The organism is Roseateles sp. P5_E4, from assembly GCF_054049255.1.
Map to the genome: position 1 here is coordinate 895,246 of NZ_JBFUMS010000002.1, position 21,017 is coordinate 916,262.

Genomic DNA, 21,017 nt, shown 5'->3' on the forward strand with positions numbered 1-21,017 from the left:
CACTGTTGTCGTGAGGCTTGCAGGAGGCCCAGCGCGTGGAGCATTGCCTTTCGATGAAGCGTCAGGGTATACTCGCGGGCTCTTTGCAAGCCGTGTGTCTTTGATGGGTGGCGGGCAATGGGGATCAAAACCGACAAAAAGGCCCGACGAGGGTGGCGGCACCGGCTGAATGGCTGGCGTCAAGCTGCTGGAGCCGGGTGATTGCACCCCTGAGGTGCGGAAGGATGAATATGTACGCGGTCATCAAAACCGGCGGCAAGCAATACAAGGTTGCTGCTGGCGAAAAGATCAAGGTCGAGTTGCTCGACGTGGAAGTCGGCGCTGAGGTCACTATCGACCAAGTGCTGGCCATCGGCAGCGGCGACGGCCTGACGGTCGGCGCTCCGCTGGTCGCCGGCGCTACTGTCAGCGCCAAGGTTGTCAGCCATGGCAAGCACGACAAGGTTCGCATCTTCAAGATGCGCCGTCGCAAGCACTACAAGAAGAGCCAAGGCCATCGCCAAAACTTCACCGAGCTGGAAATCAGCGCGGTCAACGGCTGATTTCAGTCGTCTTTCGCTAATTTCTAGGAGCTAACTCATGGCACAGAAAAAAGGCGGCGGTTCCACACGGAATGGCCGCGACTCCAAGCCCAAGATGCTGGGCGTCAAGGCTTACGGCGGTGAACTGATCTCCGCAGGTTCGATCATCGTGCGTCAGCGCGGCACCAAGTTCCACGCTGGCGTCAACGTCGGCATGGGCAAGGACCACACGCTGTTCGCGTTGGTCGATGGCCACGTGTCCTTCGCCATCAAGGGCGAGAAGAACCGTCAGACCGTCGTCATCACGCCGCTGGCGGCTTGATGATTGCGTGATCCGGACGGGTCGCCCGCCCGGATACTTCCAAGCCCCGGCTCGCCGGGGCTTTTGTTTTTTAAGGTCCGGCTTGCCGGAGCCTTTGCTTTTTTGATCCGGCTCGCCGGGTTTGTTTTTTGGAAAGCCCGCCGCACTGAATCGCAGCGGGCGCGCCGCAACCCAGCCAGTACGATGGCTGCTCAGCCATGAAATTCGTCGACGAAGCCACCATTGACATCGCAGCCGGCAACGGCGGCGCGGGCTGCGCGAGCTTTCGTCGCGAGAAGTTCATTCCCTTCGGGGGGCCGGACGGCGGTGACGGCGGCAAGGGTGGCAGCGTGTGGGCCGAGGCGGACCGCAACCTGAACACGCTGATCGACTACCGCTACGCACGCCGCCACGAAGCACGCAACGGTGAGGCTGGTCGCGGTTCCGACTGCTTCGGCGCGGCGGCCGACGACATCGTGCTGCGTGTGCCGGTCGGCACCATCATCACGGACCTGGAAACCGAATCCGTCATCGGCGAGTTGATCGAGTCCGGCCAGCGCATTCTGCTCGCCAAGGGCGGCGACGGCGGCTTTGGCAACCTGCATTTCAAGACGTCGACCAACCGTGCGCCGCGCCAGAAAACGCCGGGTTGGCCGGGCGAGGCCAAGAAGCTGCGCCTGGAGCTACGCGTGCTGGCCGACGTTGGTCTGCTGGGCCAGCCCAACGCCGGCAAGTCGACATTGATCACGGCGATCTCCAACGCCAAGCCCAAGATTGCGGACTATCCGTTCACGACGTTGCATCCCAACCTCGGTGTCGTGCGCGTCGCGCCCGAGAAGAGCTTCGTTGTTGCGGACATTCCAGGCCTCATCGAAGGCGCCTCCGAGGGGGCTGGCCTCGGTCACCAGTTCCTGCGCCATTTGCAACGCACGCGGCTGCTGCTGCATGTCGTCGACATCGCGCCCTTTGATCCCGAGGTCGATCCGGTCAAGGAAGCCAAGGCTATCGTGGCCGAGCTGAAGAAATACGACCCTCAGCTGCATGCCAAGCCACGCTGGCTGGTGTTGAACAAGCTGGACATGGTTCCCGAGGAAGAGCGTGCCACGCGCGTGAAGGACTTCGTCAAGCGCTATCGCTGGAAGGGGCCGGTCTTCGAGATCTCGGCGCTGACACGCCAGGGCTGCCAGCCGCTGATCCATGCGATCTACGAACACGTCGCTGCCGAGCAGAACGTGCTGGTCGAGCCCGATATCCGTTTCGAGTCCAACAGCCCCGCCGAATGAGTTTGCTGTCCAGCGCACGCCGCATCGTCGTCAAAGTCGGTTCCAGCCTCGTCACTGACGAGGGCCGCGGCATTGATGCCGAGGCGATCGCGAACTGGAGCCGCCAGCTGGCGGCGTTGGCGAAAGAGGGCCGTGAGCTGATCATGGTGTCCAGCGGCGCCATCGCTGAGGGCATGAAGCGTCTCGGTTGGGCGACACGCCCCAAGGAACTGCACGAATTGCAGGCCGCTGCAGCCGTCGGTCAGATGGGCCTGGCGCAGATGTACGAGAGCCAGCTCAGTGCCCAGGGCATGGCCAGTGCCCAGGTGCTGCTGACGCACGCCGACCTGGCGGACCGGGAGCGCTATCTCAATGCGCGCTCGACGCTGCTGACGTTGCTGGCCCACCGCGTGCTGCCCGTCATCAACGAGAACGACACCGTCGTCAACGACGAGATCAAGTTTGGCGACAACGACACGCTGGGGGCGCTGGTCGCCAACCTGGTCGAGGCCGATGCGCTAGTGATCCTGACCGACCAGCGCGGCCTGTATTCAGCCGACCCACGCAAGGACCCAACCGCCCGCTTCATCGATACGGCACAGGCCGGCGATCCGGAGCTGGAGCGCATGGCTGGCGGCGCCGGCTCGAGCATCGGCCGCGGCGGCATGATCACGAAGATCCTCGCGGCCAAGCGCGCAGCTGGCAGTGGCGCCGGCACTGTCATCGCCTGGGGGCGCGAGCCCGATGTGCTGCTGCGCCTGGCGCGCGGCGAGGCCATCGGCACGGCCCTGCTGGCGGCCACGCCCAAGCTGGCGGCGCGCAAGCAGTGGATGGTCGACCATCTGCAACTGCGCGGCTCGGTCAAGGTGGATGCCGGCGCGGCGATCAAGCTGCGGGACGAAGGAAAAAGTCTGCTGCCCATCGGCGTGGTGGAAGTGCAGGGCGGCTTCCATCGCGGCGATGTCATCGCCGTGCAGACGGCCGAGGGCGTTGAACTCGCGCGTGGCCTGGCCAACTATTCAGCCTCGGAAGCCCGGCTGATTGCGCGCAAGCCGTCGTCGGAGTTCGAGGCGCTGCTCGGCTATGCGGCAGAGCCCGAACTTATCCATCGAGACAACTTGGTGCTCCGCTAGAAGCGCAGCCCCTCAGTTCGGCGGCTCGCCCTCCGGCGGCGTCGCCGTTGTTTCCAGTGGCGCGTCCAGCGGCATTGGCCCGCTGTTGCGCTCCCGGTGCGCGGGCCGCATGCCGGCACGCAGATAGCGGTTGTGATGGTTGATGCGCGGCAGGTAGCGCGCCAGTTCCGTCAGCGCCATCTCGTAAACACCGCGCTTGAACTCGATGACGGCCTCCAGCGGTACCCAGTACTCGTTCCAACGCCAGGCGTCGAACTCCGGGTGATCGGTGGCGCGCAGATTCATGTCGCAGTCGCGCCCCACCATCTGCAGCAGGAACCAGATCTGTTTCTGGCCCCTGTAATGGCCACGCGCATCTCGCCGAATGAAATGCTCGGGCACCTCATAGCGCAGCCAGTCGCGCGTTCTCGCGATGATGCGCACATGCTCTGGCGTGAGCCCCACTTCTTCGTGGAGCTCTCGGAACATCGCCTGCTCAGGCGTTTCACCGTGCTTGATGCCCCCTTGCGGGAACTGCCACGAGTGCGTCCGGATGCGTTTGCCCCAGAAGACCTCGTTGCGTTGGTTGAGCAGGATGATGCCGACGTTGGGGCGGAAGCCTTCACGGTCGAGCATAATCAACCTCAAATCTCTAGTTGGTTCGATTATTGCATCGGGCCACGATCGTCACAGCGCCCTCGCTAACCCGAAGATTTCTCCCTGTTTTGTCGTGACTTCGGCCGGGTTTTCACCCGGCCTTCGCATTTGCCAGGCGCTCTCCTGGCCTTTGATCCGGTCTGCCCATGAAAGCCTCCCAGTTCTTCGTCTCCACCCTCAAGGAAGCGCCCGCCGATGCCGAGGTCGTCAGCCACAGGCTGATGATGCGCGCCGGCATGATCAAGCGCCTGGGCGCCGGCATTTACAACTACATGCCGATGGGTCTTCGTGTCATCCGCAAGGTCGAGAAGATCATCCGCGAGGAGATGGACGCTGCCGGCGCCGTCGAATGCCTGATGCCCGTCATCCAGCCTGCCGAGCTGTGGCAGGAGACGGGCCGCTTCGACAAGATGGGCCCCGAGTTGTTGCGCGTGAAGGACCGCCATGGCCGCGACTTCATCGTGCAGCCGACCAGCGAGGAGGTCATCACCGACATTGCCCGCCAGGAGCTGCGCAGCTACCGCCAGCTGCCGAAGAATTTCTATCACATCCAGACCAAGTTCCGCGACGAACGCCGTCCGCGCTTCGGCCTGATGCGCGGCCGCGAATTCACGATGAAGGACGCCTACTCCTTCGACCGTGACGTCGAGGCCGCCGGCCGCAGCTACGACAACATGTACGCGGCCTACGGCAAGATCTTCGACCGCTTCGGCCTGCAGTACCGCGCTGTCGCTGCAGACACCGGTGCCATCGGCGGCGACCGCTCGCATGAGTTCCAGGTCATCGCCGAGACCGGCGAAGACGCCATCGTCTATTGCCCGACCAGCGACTACGCCGCCAACATCGAGCTGGCGGAAGCCGTCGCCCTGCTGCCCGGCCGCGCCGACGCGCTGCAGACGCTCACCAAGACGCCCACGCCGGGCAAGGCTACGTGCGCCGAGGTGGCGCTGCTGCTCGGTCTGCCGCTCGCGCAGACGGTCAAGTCCCTGGTGCTGGCCACCGACGAGCTCGACAAGGACGGCAACATCGTCAAGACCCAGGTGTGGCTGCTGCTGGTGCGCGGCGACCACGACCTGAACGAGGTCAAGGCCGGCAAGGTCGAGGGGTTGAAGGGCGGCTTCCGCTTCGCGACCAGCGGCGAGATCGACGCCCACTTCGGCTGCAAGCCCGGCTACCTTGGTCCCATCGGACTGAAGCAGCCGCTGAAGATCGTCGCCGACCGCACGGTCGCCGTCATGAGCGACTTCGTCTGCGGCGCCAACGAGGCTGACTTCCACTTCACCGGCGCCAACTGGGGCCGCGATCTGCCCGAGCCCGACGTCGTTGCAGACATTCGCAACGTCGTTGCCGGCGACCCCTCGCCGGACGGCAAGGGCCTGCTCGCCATCCAGCGCGGCATCGAGGTCGGCCATGTCTTCTATCTCGGCACCAAATACTCGGCCGCGATGAACGCGAACTTCCTGGACGAGAACGGCAAACCCAAGCTGATGGAGATGGGCTGCTACGGCATCGGCGTGACCCGCATCCTGGGCGCCGCCATCGAGCAGAACCACGATGCGCGCGGCATCATCTGGCCGGACGCCATCGCACCCTTCACCGTCGTCATCTGCCCCATCGGCATGGACCGGAGCGAAGAGGTCAAGGCCGCCGCCCACAAGCTGTACGAGGAGCTCAAGGCGCTGGGCGTTGACGTGCTGCTGGACGACCGCGGTGAGCGCCCCGGTGCGATGTTCGCGGACTGGGAGCTCATCGGCGTGCCGCACCGCGTCGTGCTGGGCGACCGTGGCTTGAAGGAAGGCCAGGTCGAGTACCAGGGCCGTCGCGACGAGGCCGCGACCAAGCTCGCCGTGGGCGATGTGGTCGGCCACCTGAAGGGCCTGCTCAAGCTTTGAAGCGCCGGCTGCTGCTGTCCAGCCTGCTCGCCGCGCCGCTGGCGGCGCAGGCCGGCGCCCAGGTCGAGGAGCCGCTGGCGGACTCGATGCGCTCGGCGCTGACCGCCTCCATCGCCCAGGCGGCCCCGCCGCGCCCGAAGTTCGAGGCCAGCCAGGTCGATGAGCGCATGGCCTATCTGCGCTGGCTGGGCGCGATGAGCGAGCGGCTGAAGAAGCGCAAAACCGAGACGCAGATCCGCATCGAGTTCCTCGAGACCGTCTGGTACGAGGCCAAGCGCGCGGGCCTGGAGCCCAGCCTCGTGCTCGGCCTCGTGCAGGTCGAGAGCGGCTTTCGCAAATACGCCATCAGCATTGCCGGCGCGCGCGGCTATATGCAGGTCATGCCCTTCTGGGCCAAGCTGATCGGCGACGGCGATGCCGCGCGCCTCTTTCACATGCAGAGCAATCTGCGTTTCGGCTGCGTCATCTTGCGCCACTACCTGGACCTGGAGAAGGGCGACCTCTTCCTGGCTCTGGGCCGTTACAACGGCAGCCGCGGCCGGCCCGAATATCCGAACGCCGTATTTGCCGCGCGGCGGCAGTGGTTGCTGCCCGGCGAGAAATGACTCAGGGCTTTCCCGGCGTGGCTTGTGGCCGGGAGCGGTCAGGGCGTTAGGCTTTGAGGTTTCGTCCACAAGACAAGCCACCCATGCCCGCTGCCAAACGCTTCGCGCCTCTTCTCCTGACGACATTGCTGGCTACCAGCCTGAGCTGGGCTCAGCAGCCTTCGGACAACCCCCTCTTCACGCCCAGCCCGCTGCCGCTGCAATATCCGCAGTTCGACAAGGTACGCGACGAGCATTTCGGCCCGGCCCTGGACAAGGGCATGGCTGAGCAACTGGCCGAAATCCAGGCCATCGCCGACAACCCTGCAGCGCCCACCTTCGACAACACCATCGTCGCGTGGGAGAAGAGTGGCCGGTTGCTGAGCCGCACCTCCACGCTGCTGTTCAGCCTGATCGGTGCGGACGCCAACCCCGCCCGCCAGCAGTTGCAGACCGACTACGCCGCCAAGCTCGCCGCCCATCGCGACGCGGTGCTGCTCAACCCCAGGCTGTTCGCCCGCATCGAGACCTTGTACGCGACGCGTGGCAAGGCAGCGCCCAACGCCGAAGGCAAGCGCCTCATCGAGCGCTACCGCCGCGACATGGTGCGCGCCGGTGCGCAGCTGAGCGACGAACAGAAGGTGCGCATGAAGGCCATCAACGCCGAGTTGGCGACGCTGGGCGCGCGTTTCAACAAGGCGGTGCTGGCCGAGGTCAATGATTCGGCTCTCATCGTTGACAGCGCCGAGGATCTTGCCGGGCTCACGCCGGCCCAGGTGGCCGCCGCGGCCGAAGCCGGCAAGAAGAAGGGTCTGGAAGGCAAGTACCTGTTGACGCTGCTGAACACCACCATCCAGCCGCTGGAGACCGAGCTGCAGAACCGTGCATTGCGCGAGCGCCTGCACCGCGCATCCGTCGCGCGCGGCAGCCGCGGCAATGCCAATGACACGACGGGCATCGTGTCCCGCGTGATGACGTTGCGCCAGGAGCGCGCGGCCCTGCTCGGCTATGCGACGCCCGCCGCCTATGTGCTGGAGGAGGAGACGGCCAAGTCCGCCGAAGCCGTCAATGCCATGCTCGGCAAGCTTGGGCCGGCGGCCGTGGCGTCGGCCAAACAGGAGGCTGCCGAGCTGCAAAAGCTCATTGATACCGACCAGGCCGTCAAGAAGCAACCCAGTTTCGCCCTGCAGCCCTGGGACTGGAGCTACTACTCCGAGAAGCTGCGTGCCGCCAAGTACGGCTTCGACGAAAGCCAGCTCAAGCCCTATCTGGAGCTCACCAGCGTGCTGGAGCGCGGCGTGTTCTTTGCGGCCAACCAGCTCTATGGCATCAGCTTCAAACGCCGCACCGACCTGCCCGTTTACCGCGACGACGTGCGCACCTACGACGTCTTCGACACCGACGGCAAGCAGCTCGCCATCTTCATCGCCGACCTCTACGCCCGGCCCAGCAAGCGCGGCGGTGCATGGATGAACGCCTACGTCAGCCAGAACGCGCTGGAGGGCACGCAGCCGGTCGTTGCCAACCACCTCAACATCCCCAAGCCACCGGCCGGCGAGCCGACGCTGCTGACCTGGGATGAGGTCAACACCTTGTTCCACGAGTTCGGCCACGCGCTGCATGGCATGTTCAACAAGGGCCAATACCCGGGCCTGGGCCGCGTGCCGCGCGACTTTGTTGAATATCCCTCGCAGGTCAACGAGGTCTGGGCCGACTGGCCCAGCGTGCTGGCCAATTACGCCAAGCACTACCAGACCGGTGCGCCCATGCCGCGCGAACTGCTCGACAAGGTGGCGCGTGCCAAGCGCTTCAACCAGGGCTACACGACACTGTCCTATCTCGGTGCGGCCATCGTCGACCAGCGCCTGCACCAGCTCAAGGCCGGCGAAGTGCCCGCAGCCGACGGCATCATGGCCTTCGAGGCCAAGGTGCTGAAGGACGAAGGCATTGACTTCGGCCCCGTGCCGCCGCGCTACCGCCTGCCTTACTTCAGCCACATCATGGGCGGCTACTCGGCCGGTTACTACGCCTACATCTGGAGCGAGGTGCTGGACGCAGACACCGTCGAATGGCTGAAGGCCAACGGTGGCCTCAAGCGCGCCAACGGTGATGCGCTGCGCGCCAAGCTGCTGTCGCGCGGTGGCAGCGAGGATGCGATGGTGCTGTTCCGCAACCTCGTGGGCCACGAGCCCGACATCAAGCCGCTGCTGGAGCGGCGTGGGTTGGTGGTGCAGAAGCCCTGAGCGGGCCAGGGGAACGCTGAATCGGTCCCGTGATGCAGCGCGCCCTGGTTTGGGATGGACTGCAAGGCGCAAACCACAGCCATAGCGGGCTATGGCGAGGATTTGCAACGCCGCAGGCCGCCCAAAGCAGGGATGCGCTGCGCGCGAGTGACTGGTTTAGCGTTTCCCTAGAGCCCCGCCCAGGACTTGGGCTGCGCTGCCGCGACGCCGGCCAGCTCCAGTACCCGCTCGGCGGTCTCGTTGACCATCTCCTCGATCGTCTTGGGGCGGTGATAGAAGGCCGGCAGCGGCGGGAAGCAGATGCCGCCCATTTCGGTCACCGCGACCATATTGCGCAAATGGGCCAGGTTGAGCGGTGTCTCGCGCACCATCAGGATCAGCCGGCGGCGCTCCTTCAAGGTGACGTCGGCGGCGCGGGTCAGCAGGTTGTCGCCAAGCCCGTGAGCAATCGCCGCGAGCGACTTCATCGAACAGGGCGCCACGATCATGGCGGCGGTCGCGAAGCTGCCGCTGGCGATGCAGGCGCCGATGTCTCCTGGCGCGTAGGCATGGTCCGCCTCGGCTTCCAGCGCAGAGCGGTCCAGGCCGAGTTCGTGATGGACGTTGAGGATGCCGGCGGGCGTGGCGATCAGATGGGTCTCGACGCCCAGCTCGCGCGAGCGGCGCAGCAGCCGCAGCGCGTAGGCGGCGCCCGTCGCCCCGGTCAGCCCGACGACGAGCCGCTGCGGGCTCATCAGGCGGCCGTCAATGCCTGCTGCAGCTCACCCGACTCGTACATCTCCATCATGATGTCCGAGCCGCCGAGGAATTCGCCGTTGACGTAGAGCTGGGGGATGGTGGGCCAGTTGGCGTAGTCCTTGATGCCCTGGCGCACTTCCTCGTCCTCGAGCACGTTGAAGGTCTTGAGATCGGTCACGCCGGCGGCCTTCAGGATCTGGATGGCGCGGCCGGAGAAACCGCACATCGGAAACTGGGCGGTGCCCTTCATGAAGAGCACGACGCGATTGGACTTGACCAGGTCGTCGATGCGTTGCTGAACGTCACTCATTGCTGTTCTCGTCAAAAGGCAAAACGGCAATTATCCGGGACGCGCCCGGTTGAGCGTCAGTAGCTGTACGCCAAGCCCAATTGCAGCAAGGGCTTGAAGCGCAAATCGCGCATGGCGTCCTCGAAGCCCTGGGCGCTGCTGCGGCCCAGGCGCAGGCTGCTGCCATAGGAGCCTGACATCAGGCCGAAGTCGGCGCTGAAGGCCAGGCCGCTCTTGTGCACGCGGCCGGTGTAGCCGATGCCGACATAGGAGAGATTGGCGTTGTCCAGCGAATAACCGTCAGGGCCGTTCAGCGACAGGCTGCGCCGCCCCGCGGAGACCGGGCCGCTGCCCAGGGCCAGGCCGCCACTGCTTTGCGACATGGACAGCGGTCCGAGCAACAGGCCGCCGGTGGCACGAAGGCCGCCGCGCAGGCTGGAGAAGCCTGAGCTGGTGAGGTAGTAGTCGCCAAGCAGGTTGGCGCTGAGCACACGGGATCCGCCGAGATGGGGCTGCTGCGCCTCGCTGCCGCTGTCGATGCTGTTCAGCTGCAATCGCGCCTGCCAGCGCGGATTGGCGTTGTCGTCGGCCTGGGCCGAGACGGCATGGATAGCACAAAGGACAGAGAGGCTCAGTACTGCAGCGCTGGCGAGGCGGGCCATGATCGTCTCCTGCGCGGTGCATCGAGTGGCACCGGGATTTGATACTACGCCGGCCAGTCAGTTACGGGAATGAAGAACTGGCAGCAATACATCACACATTTCGGGGAGCTTTCAGCTGGTTGCACGCCAGCAGCCGCCACTGGCCCGCGGCCGACCGCCCAGGTCGCGCCTCAGCGTGGCCTGGGCAAACCCCCGTGCGGCCAGGCGGGCGGCGACCGCTTCGGCCTGGTCCCAGCCGTGTTCCATCAGCAGCCAGCCGCCATCGTTGATGTGTTGCGGTGCAGCATCAATCAGGGTTTGCAGGTCGGCCAGTCCGTCACCTCCAGGCGTCAGGGCCGTGATCGGCTCATGGCGCAGGGCTGGCAGATGCGGGTCGTCGCCGGCGATATAGGGCGGGTTGCTGACGACGAGGTCGAAGCGCCGGTCGGCCAGCGGCGCGAACCAGTTGCCGTGCCGCCAGTCAACGGCCAGACCCAGGCGTTCACCATTGGCGCGAGCAACAGCCAAGGCGTCGGCGCTGAAGTCAACGGCCGTGACCTGGGCGTGCGGGCAGGCGGCCTTGATGGCCAGCGCGATGGCGCCACTGCCGGTGCCGAGGTCGGCGACGCTGGATTGGCCCGGCAGGGCGGCGAGCAGTTCCAGCGCCCAGTCGACCAGGGTTTCGGTGTCCGGCCGAGGGATCAGCGTGGCCGGCGTGACCTGCAGCATCAGACCGTGGAAGGGCTGCCAGCCGGTCAGGTGGGCCAGCGGTTCACCAGCGGCCAGCCTTTGCAGCGCGGCTTCGGCGCCGGGTGCGAGTGCGTCGCCATGGGTGACAAGCCAGGCGCGGCCCTGGCCGGTCAGGTGGCCGAGCAGCGTCTGCACATCGCCGCGCTCGACGCCGAGCTGGCGGGCGAGGGCGAGCGCCTCATCGACTGTCACGCCCGGCCTTCTTCGAGCTGAGCCAACTGCTCGGCCGCCTGCGCCGCCTGCAGGCCCTGGATGACGTCGCCGAGGTCGCCGTCCATGATCTGGCCCAGCTTGTAGAGGGTCAGGTTGATGCGGTGGTCGGTCAGGCGGCCCTGGGGGAAGTTGTAGGTGCGAATGCGGTCGCTGCGGTCGCCGCTGCCGATCAGCCCCTTGCGCGTGGCGGCCTCCTTGGCGGCGCGCTCGCTGCGTTCCTTCTCCTGGATGCGTGCCTGCAGCACCTGCAGCGCCTTGGCCTTGTTGCTGTGCTGGCTGCGGCCGTCCTGGCATTCGGCCACGATGCCGGTGGGCAGATGGACGACGCGTACAGCGGAATCGGTCTTGTTGATGTGCTGGCCACCGGCGCCGCTGGCACGGAAAGTGTCGATGCGCAGGTCGGCCGGGTTCAGCGTGATGACCTCGGCCTCGTCGGGCTCGGGCATCACGGCGATCGTGCAGGCGCTGGTGTGAATGCGGCCCTGGGTTTCGGTCGCCGGCACGCGCTGCACGCGGTGGCCGCCGGATTCGAACTTGAGACGACCGTAGACGGCATCGCCCTCGACGCGCACGACCAGCTCCTTGTAGCCGCCGAGGTCGGAGATGTTCTCGGACAGGATTTCGGTGCGCCAGCCCTGGCCTTCGGCGAAGCGCAGATACATGCGCGCCAGGTCGCCGGCGAACAGGGCCGCCTCGTCGCCACCGGCGCCGGCGCGGATTTCGAGGAAGGCGTTGCGCTCGTCGTCCGGATCCTTGGGGATCAGCGCGAGTTGCAACTCTGCGTCGAGCGACGTCAGTGCCGTCTCGTTGGACGCAATTTCCTCGCGGGCCATCTCCGCCATCTCAGCGTCCGCCAGCATGTCGCGTGCCGCGGCGAGATCGGCCTCGTGTTGCAGATAGCGCCGGTAGCGCTCGACCAGGCCAGACACCTCGGCCTGCTCCTTGGTCAGCGCGCGGTAGCGCTTCATGTCCGAGGCGACGCTGCCGTCGGCAAGGATGGTGTCGAGCTCGGCGAGGCGGAAGCCGAGGCGGTCGAACTGCTGGCGCAGGGAGTCTTTCATGGGCACGGAACGGGAATGCGGTCAGGGGCGGCGCAAGCGATGCACCGAGCGGCGGCTTGAGAGCGCCGCTAAGACTGCTTGCCGCGCAGGAAGAGGCGCGACACCGTCTGGGCCAACTGCAGGCGTTGCTCGCCGTCGCTGGCGTGCAGTTCGGCCAGCGTGCCGTGAAGCAGCTTCTGCGTGATGCCCTTGGACAGCGCATCCAGCACCTCGTCCACGTCCGCGCCCTTGGCCAGCAGCTTGCGGGCGCGGGCGATCTCCAGCGCCCGCCAGTCGTCGGCCTGGGCATGCAGAGCCTGGATCAGAGGCACGGTGTGGCGCTGGTCCAGCCAGTGCATGAAGCTCTGCACGCCGGTCTCGACGATGGCCTCGGCCTGGGCCACGGCGGCCTGGCGTTTCTCGCCGGCGGTCTGCACCTGGGCGGCGAGCTCGTCGACCGTATAGAGATAGACGTCGTCCAGCTGGGCGACCTCGGGCTCGATGTCGCGCGGCACGGCCAGGTCGACCATGAACATCGGGCGGTGCTTGCGTTTCTTCAGCGCCCGCTCGACGGCGCCCAGGCCGATCAGCGGCAGGCTGGAGGCCGTGCAGGAGACGACGATGTCGAACTCATGCAGGCGCTCCGGCAAGTCGGCCAGGCGCATGGCCTCGGCGCCGAAATGGGTGGCGAGCTTCTCGCCGCGCTCAAGAGTCCGGTTGGCCACGGCCATCTGGCGCGGTGTCTTGGCCGCGAAGTGAGTCGCGGTCAGCTCGATCATCTCGCCGGCACCGACGAAGAGCACGCGGGTCTTGGCCAGATCCTCGAACAGCTGGCCGGCCAGGCGCACGGCGGCGGCGGCCATGCTGATGGAGTGGGCGCCGATCTCGGTGGAGCTGCGCACTTCCTTGGCCACCGAGAAGCTGCGCTGGAAGAGCTGGTGCAGCGTCGTGCCCAGGGCGCCGGCGTTCTCGGCTTCACGCACGGCCTGCTTCATCTGGCCCAGGATCTGTGGCTCGCCCAGCACCATGGAGTCCAGGCCAGCCGCGACGCGGAAAGCATGGCGAGCGGCATCGCTGCCCTGCATCACATAGGCATGCTCGCGCAAGGCGCCGGCCTGCACGCCGCCGGCATCGGCCAGCCAGGCGATGGCGGGTTGCACCAGGGCTGACGGTGCGGCCACATAGACCTCGGTGCGGTTGCAGGTCGACAGGATGGCCGCCTCGGGCGTGCCGGACAGCTTCTGGCGCAGGCCGGTCAGTGAAGGGGCGAGCTGCTCGAGCGTGAATGCAAACCGCCCGCGCAGATCGAGCGGGGCGGTGTTGTGGTTCAGGCCGAGAGCAAAGACGGACATGGGCGTGAATTGTAGGATTCGCGGCTTTTCCGCATCTGACATCGGTCAAGCCCGAATGAGCCCACTTGACGCCTTTTGGCACATCGCGAATCTCTTTGCCCCAGCCTGGGGGCTGGCGGCGCTACTGGCGTTGGCGATCAAGGGCCTGTGGCGGCGGGTGGCGAAGCCTCTGGCGTGGCAACGGTTGTGGGCCTGGGGTGCGGCGGGCGGCACGGCGGCCACCATCGCCACGCTGATCCTGCTGGGCCGAGATGGCCGCATGGCGGGCTATGCCTTGCTGGTGCTCGGCGTGGCCTTGCCGCAATGGTGGCTGCTGAGTTTCAAGCGCTAAGCACGTCTTCCGTCGTCACGACCTCGCCGCGCAGCGAATGCGCGAAGGCCGTCGTGATGCGCACATCGACCAGCTGGTTCATCAGCCGCGGCGAGCCGGGGAAGTTGACGATGCGGTTGCACTCGGTGCGCCCCATCAGCTCTGAGGCGTCCTTGCGCGCATTGCCGGTGACGAGCACCTTCTCGACCCGGCCCACCATACCTTGCGAGATGGTCAACGCGTGGGCCTCGATGGCGGCCTGCAGCTCCTGCAGGCGTTTGACCTTGACCTCATAGGGCGTCGTGTCCTCCAGCGCCGCGGCCGGCGTGCCGGGGCGGGGGCTGAAGATGAAGCTGAACGAGGCGTCGAAGCCGACGTCGTGCACCAGCTTCATCAGCTTGGCGTGGTCTTCGTCCGTCTCGCCGGGGAAGCCGACGATGAAGTCGCTGGCCAGGCGCAGGTCCGGGCGGATGGCGCGCAGCTTGCGCACGATGCTCTTGAACTCCAGCGCCGTGTAGCCGCGCTTCATCGCCATCAGGATGCGGTCGCTGCCATGCTGGACGGGCAGGTGCAGGTGGTTCACGAGTTGCGGGATCTTGCCGTAGGCCTCGATGAGGCGGGGGCTGAACTCGTTAGGGTGGCTGGTCGTGAAGCGCAGGCGGCGGATGCCGGGGATCTCGGCGGCGTATTCCAGCAGCAGGGCCAGGTCGGCGAACTCGGCTGTTTCGCCCATCTTGCCGCGGTAGGCGTTGACGTTCTGCCCCAGCAGGTTGATCTCCATGACGCCCTGGTCAGCCAGGCCGGCGATCTCGGTCAGCACGTCGTCAAACGGGCGCGAGACCTCCTCGCCGCGGGTGTAGGGCACCACGCAGTAGCTGCAGTACTTGGAGCAGCCTTCCATGATGGAGACGAAGGCCGAGGCACCCTCGACCTTGGCCGGCGGCAGGTGGTCGAACTTCTCGATCTCGGGGAAGGAGATGTCCACCTGCGGGCGGCGCTGTTCGCGGCGGGCATCCAGCATGGCGGGCAGGCGGTGCAGGGTCTGCGGGCCGAACACGATGTCCACGTAGGGCGCGCGCTCGATGATGGCCGCGCCTTCCTGCGAGGCGACGCAGCCGCCGACGCCGATCATGACGCCCTTGGCCTTCAGGTGCTTCACGCGGCCGAGGTCGCTGAAGACCTTCTCCTGCGCCTTCTCACGCACCGAGCAGGTGTTGAAGAGGATGAGGTCGGCCTGCTCGACATCGGTCGTCGGTTCGTAGCCTTGGGCGGCGCCCAGCACGTCGGCCATCTTGTCCGAGTCGTACTCGTTCATCTGGCAGCCGAAGGTCTTGATGAAGACCTTTTTTGTCATGGCCGCGCTCATGGCTTGCTCCAGGTCTGGTTGCCCGGGTTGAACTGCCAGGTTGCCGACTCGGCCGGCGTCGTCGGCCAGGGTTTGTTGGCAATCTCGGCCGGGTTCAGCAGCCAGACGTCCATGATCAAGCCGCTGCTCTCGACCGTGTAGTGCACGATGAACTTCTGGCCGGTGATGGCGCCCGGTTGCACCAGCAGATTGGTGTCGCCCTTGATGCGGCTGCCGGGTGCCAGGCGCGCGTACTTGCCGTTCAACAGCACGTCGGGGTGCTGCGTGACGACGAGTTCGCCGCGCAGGGTCTGGGGTGTGAAGGAACGGTGCGTCTGGGCCTGTACGGCCAGACAGCTGACGGCCAGCGCCAGCGAGAGTGCACAGCGGTACATGGTATGTGTCCAGTGGCTGCGGTTGGAAATGAAAACGACCCGGGAGTGCCCCGAGCCGTCGTGCTCGGCAAGACGAGCCAAGCGCCCGGCATTGTAGCGACGGGACCGGTTGAGCTTGGTTGCGGCTCATGCGCGGCAGTCCCCGGCATGGAAAGGATTCCGCAAATTTTTCAAGCTGGCCGCGTCGGCACCCCTTCGGTGCAAAGACGGGCAGGAAATCCTTGCCGCTGCCTGAGGCGGGAACGGTCTTTGCCAATTATGTTGGCAGCCGCCTGTCCACCGCGCCCAGAGCGCATACACGGCTTGAACATGAAAGATTTACCCACCCTCCATGCCGCCGATGAGAGCTCGACCGCGGGAGTTCACGCCCGAGCCTGGCTGCAGGACGACGTGGAGGAAGGTATCCGGCGCGGAGCGGCGTACGCGGGCGACTGGCGATACAACCGACTGTTGGCAGCGTTGCTGCCGGAGCACCGCCAGAGGTGGCTGGCGCAAGCGGAATGGGTCTACCTGCGCCCCGGCCAGATGCTTCACGAAGCGTCTGCCTTCATCCAGTGGGTGTACTTTCCGATCACCGCGCTGGCGTCGCTCTCGGTGCCGGATCGCGCCGGCGCCTGCGCCGAAGTGGCGACCGTTGGCCGCGAAGGTGTCGTGGGTCTGCCGCTGATCGATGGCAACTACACGCGCAGCCGCGCCGTGGTGCACATGCCGGGCAAGGCGCTGCGCCTGCGTGCCTCTGCCGTGGCCGAGGAGTTCGCGCGCCACGCCACGGTACGCCGGCTGCTGCTGGCCTATTCGCAGGCCCTGGTCGCCGAGATCATGCAGACCGCCTTATGCAGCCGGCATCATGGCCTGGAGCAGCAGCTCGCGCGCCTCATCCTGCTGCGGATGGACCGCCAGCAGTCCGATGAGCTGACCATGACCCAGGAGTCCATGGCCGGCATGCTGGGTGTGCGGCGCGAGAGCGTCACGCTGGCCGCAGCTCGGCTGCAGCAGGGGGGCTATATCCGCTATGCACGGGGCCATATCACGGTACTGAATCGCAGCGGACTAGAGACGCGCACCTGCGACTGCTATCACACCATCCACCGCGAGTTTGAGCGCTTGCTGCGGCCCCGCCCGGTCTACTGACGCCGGGGCCGGCCCCGGCGTCCCTTGCGTCAGCCCTGCTTGCGCTGGCGACGGTAGCCGAGGAAGCCTGCGGCAGCCAGACCGCCCAACAGCATGGCGGTGCTGCTCGGCTCGGGCACCGGCGCAAAGTTCAGCGATCCGCCGCCCTGGCGAATGCGGAAGCCGCCCGCGAACGGCTCGACCTGTGACGGCGTGTTGGAGAAGGCCGTCAGCGCGACCGAATAGAAGGGATCGGGTGAGAAGAACGTCGGCTGGTTCAGCGCCACCGTCAGCATGGCGTTGGCCGAGGGGCTGAAGGTGCCGCCGCCAGTCGGCACCGTCAGCACGCTGCCCGAGATCAAGGTGCCGCTGGCCAGTGCCATTTCACCGCTGGCTGTTTCGGTGGGCGTGTTGCCGCTGAAGCCGAAGGTCGCTGTGCCGTTGTAGCCGTACAGCGTGTAGGTCAAGGTCGTGAAGTTGCCGAAATTGAACGTCGTGGTCGGATCGTTCGTCGTCGTGCCGGTACCGGTGAAGGCGAGATACAGCCCGTAGTCGGTGTTCAGGCCGGTGGGTGTGAGGGCGTTGCCGCCGAGCTGGAAGCCGGTGACGGGCAGATAGCCGGTCTCGGTGAAGTTGCCCAGTGCGTCGATGGTGACGGTGGAATAGTCCGAGATCAGGATGTTGTCGGCCATGAGCGACGCGCCGTTCAGCCCGACCGCAGCAGGGTCGAGGGTGAACGAAGGTAGGGCCGCGGAAGCGGCGGCACAGACCGTCATCAGCGCGATGGCGACCGAGGCGTCGTGCAGGATTGGAAACCGCGACTTGCTGGGGTTGAGCATCATGCGAACTCCTTGTTGGATCGCCCGCACCATGCGAGCGTGCGGTGGTACAGCAGTCGCATGGAGCGGCGTCTGCGCGCGCGCTCACACATGCATCCCCAACACTGGTAGATCTGGACCCGACCAAACGAAAAGCCCGCACAGCGTGAGCTGTGCGGGCTTGGTATTTGGTGGCGCTTCAGGGACTCGAACCCCGGACCTGTGGATTATGATTCCATCGCTCTAACCAACTGAGCTAAAGCGCCTGAGCCCGCTATTCTAAGCGAAGTTTTTTGAGGCTGGCAAGCAGTCGCGAAAGATCACAGCGTGGGCTCGCGCAGATAGGCCTGCAGCGGCTTGCCCGGCAGGCGCTTCAGGCCCTCGACGACGCGCGTGGCGTTGAACACGGCGCCGGCGTCATTGGTATGGGTGCGGGCGTCGGAAAAATAGGCGTCGACGCGCTCGGCGCCGATGACGCGATAGGCCTCGGTCACCAGCATCGTCAGGTCGATGAACTGGGCGCCGTTCTCGTGTGCCACTTGCTCGCCCCAGGCGGCGTAGTTCTCGAAGTCGCGCGGCTGGCCCGTCTGCCAGCGGTCCTTGTGCGGGATGGGCGACAGCACGACGACATGGGCTCCCTTGGCCTTCGCATCGTTGATGTAGCGGGCCAGGTACCAGCCGAAGCTCTGCACCATCTCCTTGCTGCCGTCAGGCCGCGTGTCCTCGACCGCCTCCGGGCCGATGCCGGGCACCGAGCCGCGGTTCTTGCCAGCCGGGTCGCCGATGCGGGCGCCGTCGTTGTGGCCGAACTGGATCAGCAGCGTGTCGCCCGCCTTAAGTTGCTCCAGCACCGAGGCCCAGCGGCCTTCGGTGAAGAAGGTGCGGCTGCTGCGGCCGCCGATGGCGTTGTTGACGATGTTGATGCGCTGGGTGTCGAAGAAGGGTGCGAGTCGCTCACCCCAGCCATAGGCGCCGTTCTGGCCGCCGCTGCGCACGGTGGAGTCGCCAATCAGCACGAGGCTGGGCAGCTTGGGATCGCGAGGTGCTTCGACCTTGACCTTGCGGGCGTCGACGACGGGCCGGTCGTCCGAGCCGTCGGGCGCGAAGCGGCGGGTGTAGACGGCGTCCGGCAGCACCTTGTTCTGGATCAGCCCGGCGATGACGAGCTGCGCATTGACCGCCGCGCCAAGCCAGTTGGTGTGTACGGTCTCCTGCGGCGTGTCGACAGGGAAGAGCTTCTCGACCGTGGCCTTGCCGAGCGCCTCATAGCGCAACGCGCCCCATTCGTTGAGGTCGATGAAGGCCACGCCCTCCTGCCTGGCGACCTCGGCGGCCCAAGCCGCGAAATTACCGCCGGCGCGCGTCACCCTCACACCATCCGCCTCCCAGCGCTTGCGGATCACTGGGGAGCAGATGACGGGTGTGGCGCCGGCCGCGCGGATCTCGGCGATGTAGCCACGCAGGTAGGCGCCGTAGGTGTAGACGGTTTCCGGCTTGCCGGTCAGCTGGTTGTCGATGTCTTCCTTCTCCGGTCCGGTGCCGCGCAACACGCCGCGGGCGCGGCTGTTGTCATTGACCGGGCTGGCATCGTTATGGCCGAACTGCATGACGACCCAATCGCCGCGCTTGATGAAAGGCTTGGTGCGGTCCCAATGGCCGCTGCTGCGGTAGGTGCGGCTGGAGAGGCCGCCCACAGCGCGGTTGACGACGTTGATCTTGTTCGTGTCGAAGTAGGCGGCGATCGGGTTGCCCCAGCCCCACTGACCTTCGGCTCCCTTGCCCTGGCCGTCGTCCTGACCGTTGCGCACTGTCGAATCGCCGATGAGGATCAGCGACGGCAGTTCGGGCTTGGTTGGCTCGGGCAGCTTGACCTGGGCGCGGGCGGGGTCGGTGCTGGCGGTGAAGGTCTGGGCCTGTGTCAGGGGCAAGGCGAACAGTGAGAGCAAGGCGATGAGCGTGCGGATCATGGCGCGCATGCTAGGAGCAGGCCGGGCCAGGACGGCGCAAGTTCTTGAGCGATTGAGGCGCAGCAACATCGCGCAACAGAGCCGGTCCTAGAGTCGCGCCACTTCTACCGGGCCTCCCTCATGTCGCTTCGCAAGACTTTCCTGCTGCTGTGCCTGCTGTTGGCCACGGCGTCCACCTGGGCCCAGATCGGCCAGCGCTTTCCCTCCGAGAAGCGCATCGTGCCCGACCCCGTCACCGGCGTGCCGCTGACCTTCCTGACCACACAGCCGCGGGGCGACTCGAAGATCTACCCCAGCCATCCGCAGTGGACGGCCGACGGCCAGTGGCTGGTGTTCCGCTCGGCTCGTGTCAAAGGCGAGGCCATCGCCGTCAACGAGGCCAGTGGCGAGATGGTGCAGGTCACCGAGGGCGGCTATGACGGCATGCTCAACCTCGCGCAGTCGGGCGGCAACAAGCTCTATTTCCTGCGGCCCGACAGGAAGGGTGCCCCCAAGGCCATGCAGGCCATCAAGGTGGACCTGGACCGCGTCTTCGCCGACAGCCGCGCCGGCATGATCAAGCCGGCCAGCAGCTACCAGCGCGTCATCGGTACGCTGCCGGCTGAACTGGAGGCGTTCGGCGACAACGCGCTCGACGCCGACGGCCAGTGGTTCTACTTCCGCATCCAGGGCAAGGCCTACGCTGGGGCGCGGCTGCCCGCCGGCATCAAGATCGAGCCGCCCTTCGGCCCACGCGGCATGGGCGCCGGCCCGCATGCCATCGGCAAGATCAATGTGCAGACGGGCGAGATCCGCCACGTCGTCTCGGTGCCCTTCCAGATCGGCCACATCCAGAGCAACAGCTGGAACCCGAGTGAGCTGGTGTTCAGCTGGGAGACGGGCGGCAAGTCGCCGCAGCGGACCTGGACGGTCAAGGGCGACGGCACCGGCCTGCGCCCCCTCTACCCGGAAGCGCCTTATGAATGGGTCACGCACGAAGCCTTCATCGGCAAGGACGAGGTGGCGCTGGCCATCATGGGCCACCGCGCCATTCCCGGCGTCGTTGATCCGAACCGTCCGGCCGCCACTGACGTGGGCGGCGCCAACCCCGGGCAGGACGCCGCCTGGGGCGACGCCGGCACGCGTGAGAAGCCGACCGGCCTGGCCATCGTCAACCTGCGCACGCGGGAGATGACGATTGCTGGGCAGACGCCCTCGGGCAGTGGCCTGTGGCATGTGCATGGTTCACCCGATGGGCGCTTTGCGGTCGGCGATGACTTCAGCCGCAGCCTCTACCTGATCGATCGCAAGACGCGCGAAATGATTCTGCTGACCACCGGCCACAAGACGACGGCGCGTGACCACCCGCATCCGACCTTCAGCCCGGATGGCAGGAAGATCGAGATCCAGTCCGCCATGCTCGCCGCCGACGGACGCGAGATGAATATCTGCATCGTGCCGGTGCCCCAGGCTTGGCTGGAGCGCAAGCCCTGAGATT

21 protein-coding genes and 1 tRNA gene are annotated in these 21,017 nt (G+C 66.2%); 10 read left to right on the top strand and 12 right to left on the bottom strand.

Annotated elements, in window-relative coordinates; translation table 11 throughout:
- Positions 1 to 230 precede the first annotated feature (230 nt).
- From rplU to proB, 4 genes are all read left to right on the top strand, one after another.
- Positions 231 to 542, top strand: a complete 312-nt coding sequence (rplU, locus tag ACXJLH_RS06770; RefSeq protein ID WP_056203376.1) for a 50S ribosomal protein L21 — start codon at positions 231 to 233, stop codon at positions 540 to 542.
- Between the two features lie 37 nt (positions 543 to 579).
- Positions 580 to 843, top strand: coding sequence for a 50S ribosomal protein L27 (gene rpmA, locus ACXJLH_RS06775; RefSeq protein WP_056203384.1), 264 nt, complete (start codon positions 580 to 582; stop codon positions 841 to 843).
- Between the two features lie 197 nt (positions 844 to 1,040).
- The gene (gene cgtA, locus ACXJLH_RS06780) at positions 1,041 to 2,105 is read left to right on the top strand and encodes an Obg family GTPase CgtA (protein ID WP_457443078.1); all 1,065 of its coding nucleotides are present in this window, start codon (positions 1,041 to 1,043) and stop codon (positions 2,103 to 2,105) included.
- Positions 2,102 to 3,217, top strand: coding sequence for a glutamate 5-kinase (proB, locus tag ACXJLH_RS06785; RefSeq protein WP_056203390.1), 1,116 nt, complete (start codon positions 2,102 to 2,104; stop codon positions 3,215 to 3,217). The genes cgtA and proB overlap by 4 nt, the downstream gene beginning before the upstream one ends.
- A 12-nt stretch (positions 3,218 to 3,229) precedes the next feature.
- Here the strand turns inward: proB and ACXJLH_RS06790 are convergent, their stop codons facing one another.
- Positions 3,230 to 3,832, bottom strand: coding sequence for an RNA pyrophosphohydrolase (locus tag ACXJLH_RS06790; protein WP_457389214.1), 603 nt, complete (start codon positions 3,830 to 3,832; stop codon positions 3,230 to 3,232).
- Positions 3,833 to 3,999: 167 nt separating this feature from the next.
- Here ACXJLH_RS06790 and ACXJLH_RS06795 point away from each other — a divergent pair, with 167 nt between their 5' ends.
- The 3 genes from ACXJLH_RS06795 to ACXJLH_RS06805 all read left to right on the top strand — a co-directional run bounded on the left by ACXJLH_RS06795 (position 4,000) and on the right by ACXJLH_RS06805 (position 8,572).
- Positions 4,000 to 5,745, top strand: coding sequence for a proline--tRNA ligase (locus ACXJLH_RS06795; protein ID WP_056203395.1), 1,746 nt, complete (start codon positions 4,000 to 4,002; stop codon positions 5,743 to 5,745).
- Entirely contained in the window at positions 5,742 to 6,350 is a 609-nt protein-coding gene (locus ACXJLH_RS06800) for a lytic transglycosylase domain-containing protein (RefSeq protein ID WP_056203398.1), read from the top strand. The genes ACXJLH_RS06795 and ACXJLH_RS06800 overlap by 4 nt, the downstream gene beginning before the upstream one ends.
- Before the next feature lie 83 nt (positions 6,351 to 6,433).
- Positions 6,434 to 8,572 (top strand): M3 family metallopeptidase, encoded by a 2,139-nt coding sequence (locus ACXJLH_RS06805; RefSeq protein WP_457443080.1) that lies wholly within the window; start codon positions 6,434 to 6,436, stop codon positions 8,570 to 8,572.
- Between the two features lie 167 nt (positions 8,573 to 8,739).
- Here ACXJLH_RS06805 and ACXJLH_RS06810 read toward each other — a convergent pair whose 3' ends face one another.
- The 6 genes from ACXJLH_RS06810 to hemA form a co-directional block, all read right to left on the bottom strand.
- Complete coding sequence (locus ACXJLH_RS06810) at positions 8,740 to 9,306, bottom strand: UbiX family flavin prenyltransferase (RefSeq protein ID WP_457443082.1); 567 nt, start codon at positions 9,304 to 9,306, stop codon at positions 8,740 to 8,742.
- Complete coding sequence (grxD, locus tag ACXJLH_RS06815; RefSeq protein WP_056203405.1) at positions 9,306 to 9,620, bottom strand: Grx4 family monothiol glutaredoxin; 315 nt, start codon at positions 9,618 to 9,620, stop codon at positions 9,306 to 9,308. Before grxD ends, ACXJLH_RS06810 begins: the two co-directional genes overlap by 1 nt.
- A 56-nt stretch (positions 9,621 to 9,676) precedes the next feature.
- Entirely contained in the window at positions 9,677 to 10,261 is a 585-nt protein-coding gene (locus ACXJLH_RS06820) for a hypothetical protein (RefSeq protein WP_056203407.1), read from the bottom strand.
- Between the two features lie 111 nt (positions 10,262 to 10,372).
- Positions 10,373 to 11,182 (bottom strand): peptide chain release factor N(5)-glutamine methyltransferase, encoded by an 810-nt coding sequence (gene prmC / locus ACXJLH_RS06825; RefSeq protein ID WP_056203410.1) that lies wholly within the window; start codon positions 11,180 to 11,182, stop codon positions 10,373 to 10,375.
- Positions 11,179 to 12,264: a peptide chain release factor 1 gene (gene prfA, locus ACXJLH_RS06830; RefSeq protein ID WP_457323378.1), complete on the bottom strand. Its 1,086-nt coding sequence runs from the start codon at positions 12,262 to 12,264 to the stop codon at positions 11,179 to 11,181. Before prfA ends, prmC begins: the two co-directional genes overlap by 4 nt.
- A gap of 68 nt (positions 12,265 to 12,332) precedes the next feature.
- Complete coding sequence (gene hemA / locus ACXJLH_RS06835) at positions 12,333 to 13,595, bottom strand: glutamyl-tRNA reductase (protein ID WP_056203417.1); 1,263 nt, start codon at positions 13,593 to 13,595, stop codon at positions 12,333 to 12,335.
- Between the two features lie 55 nt (positions 13,596 to 13,650).
- Here hemA and ACXJLH_RS06840 point away from each other — a divergent pair, with 55 nt between their 5' ends.
- Positions 13,651 to 13,926, top strand: a complete 276-nt coding sequence (locus tag ACXJLH_RS06840) for a hypothetical protein (RefSeq protein WP_457322674.1) — start codon at positions 13,651 to 13,653, stop codon at positions 13,924 to 13,926.
- Here the strand turns inward: ACXJLH_RS06840 and miaB are convergent.
- Together miaB and ACXJLH_RS06850 are read right to left on the bottom strand one after the other, a co-directional pair.
- Positions 13,916 to 15,259, bottom strand: coding sequence for a tRNA (N6-isopentenyl adenosine(37)-C2)-methylthiotransferase MiaB (gene miaB, locus ACXJLH_RS06845; RefSeq protein WP_457443164.1), 1,344 nt, complete (start codon positions 15,257 to 15,259; stop codon positions 13,916 to 13,918). The two genes, ACXJLH_RS06840 and miaB, sit on opposite strands and share 11 nt — an antisense overlap.
- 8 nt (positions 15,260 to 15,267) lie before the next feature.
- Positions 15,268 to 15,645 carry a hypothetical protein gene (locus ACXJLH_RS06850; RefSeq protein WP_457443084.1) on the bottom strand — a complete coding sequence of 126 codons (378 nt, stop codon included), beginning with the start codon at positions 15,643 to 15,645 and terminating at the stop codon, positions 15,268 to 15,270.
- A 309-nt stretch (positions 15,646 to 15,954) separates the two neighbouring features.
- On the opposite strand from ACXJLH_RS06850, the gene ACXJLH_RS06855 reads away from it, so the two are divergent.
- Complete coding sequence (locus ACXJLH_RS06855) at positions 15,955 to 16,776, top strand: Crp/Fnr family transcriptional regulator (protein ID WP_200955330.1); 822 nt, start codon at positions 15,955 to 15,957, stop codon at positions 16,774 to 16,776.
- Between the two features lie 29 nt (positions 16,777 to 16,805).
- Here ACXJLH_RS06855 and pepA read toward each other — a convergent pair whose 3' ends face one another.
- From pepA to ACXJLH_RS06870, 3 genes are all read right to left on the bottom strand, one after another.
- Entirely contained in the window at positions 16,806 to 17,597 is a 792-nt protein-coding gene (pepA, locus tag ACXJLH_RS06860; RefSeq protein WP_457443086.1) for a flocculation-associated PEP-CTERM protein PepA, read from the bottom strand.
- A gap of 165 nt (positions 17,598 to 17,762) precedes the next feature.
- Positions 17,763 to 17,839 (bottom strand) — tRNA-Met (locus ACXJLH_RS06865).
- A 54-nt stretch (positions 17,840 to 17,893) separates the two neighbouring features.
- Entirely contained in the window at positions 17,894 to 19,540 is a 1,647-nt protein-coding gene (locus tag ACXJLH_RS06870) for a rhamnogalacturonan acetylesterase (protein WP_457443088.1), read from the bottom strand.
- Between the two features lie 120 nt (positions 19,541 to 19,660).
- On the opposite strand from ACXJLH_RS06870, the gene ACXJLH_RS06875 reads away from it, so the two are divergent.
- Complete coding sequence (locus ACXJLH_RS06875; RefSeq protein ID WP_457443090.1) at positions 19,661 to 21,013, top strand: hypothetical protein; 1,353 nt, start codon at positions 19,661 to 19,663, stop codon at positions 21,011 to 21,013.
- The last annotated feature ends 4 nt before the right edge of the window (positions 21,014 to 21,017 follow it).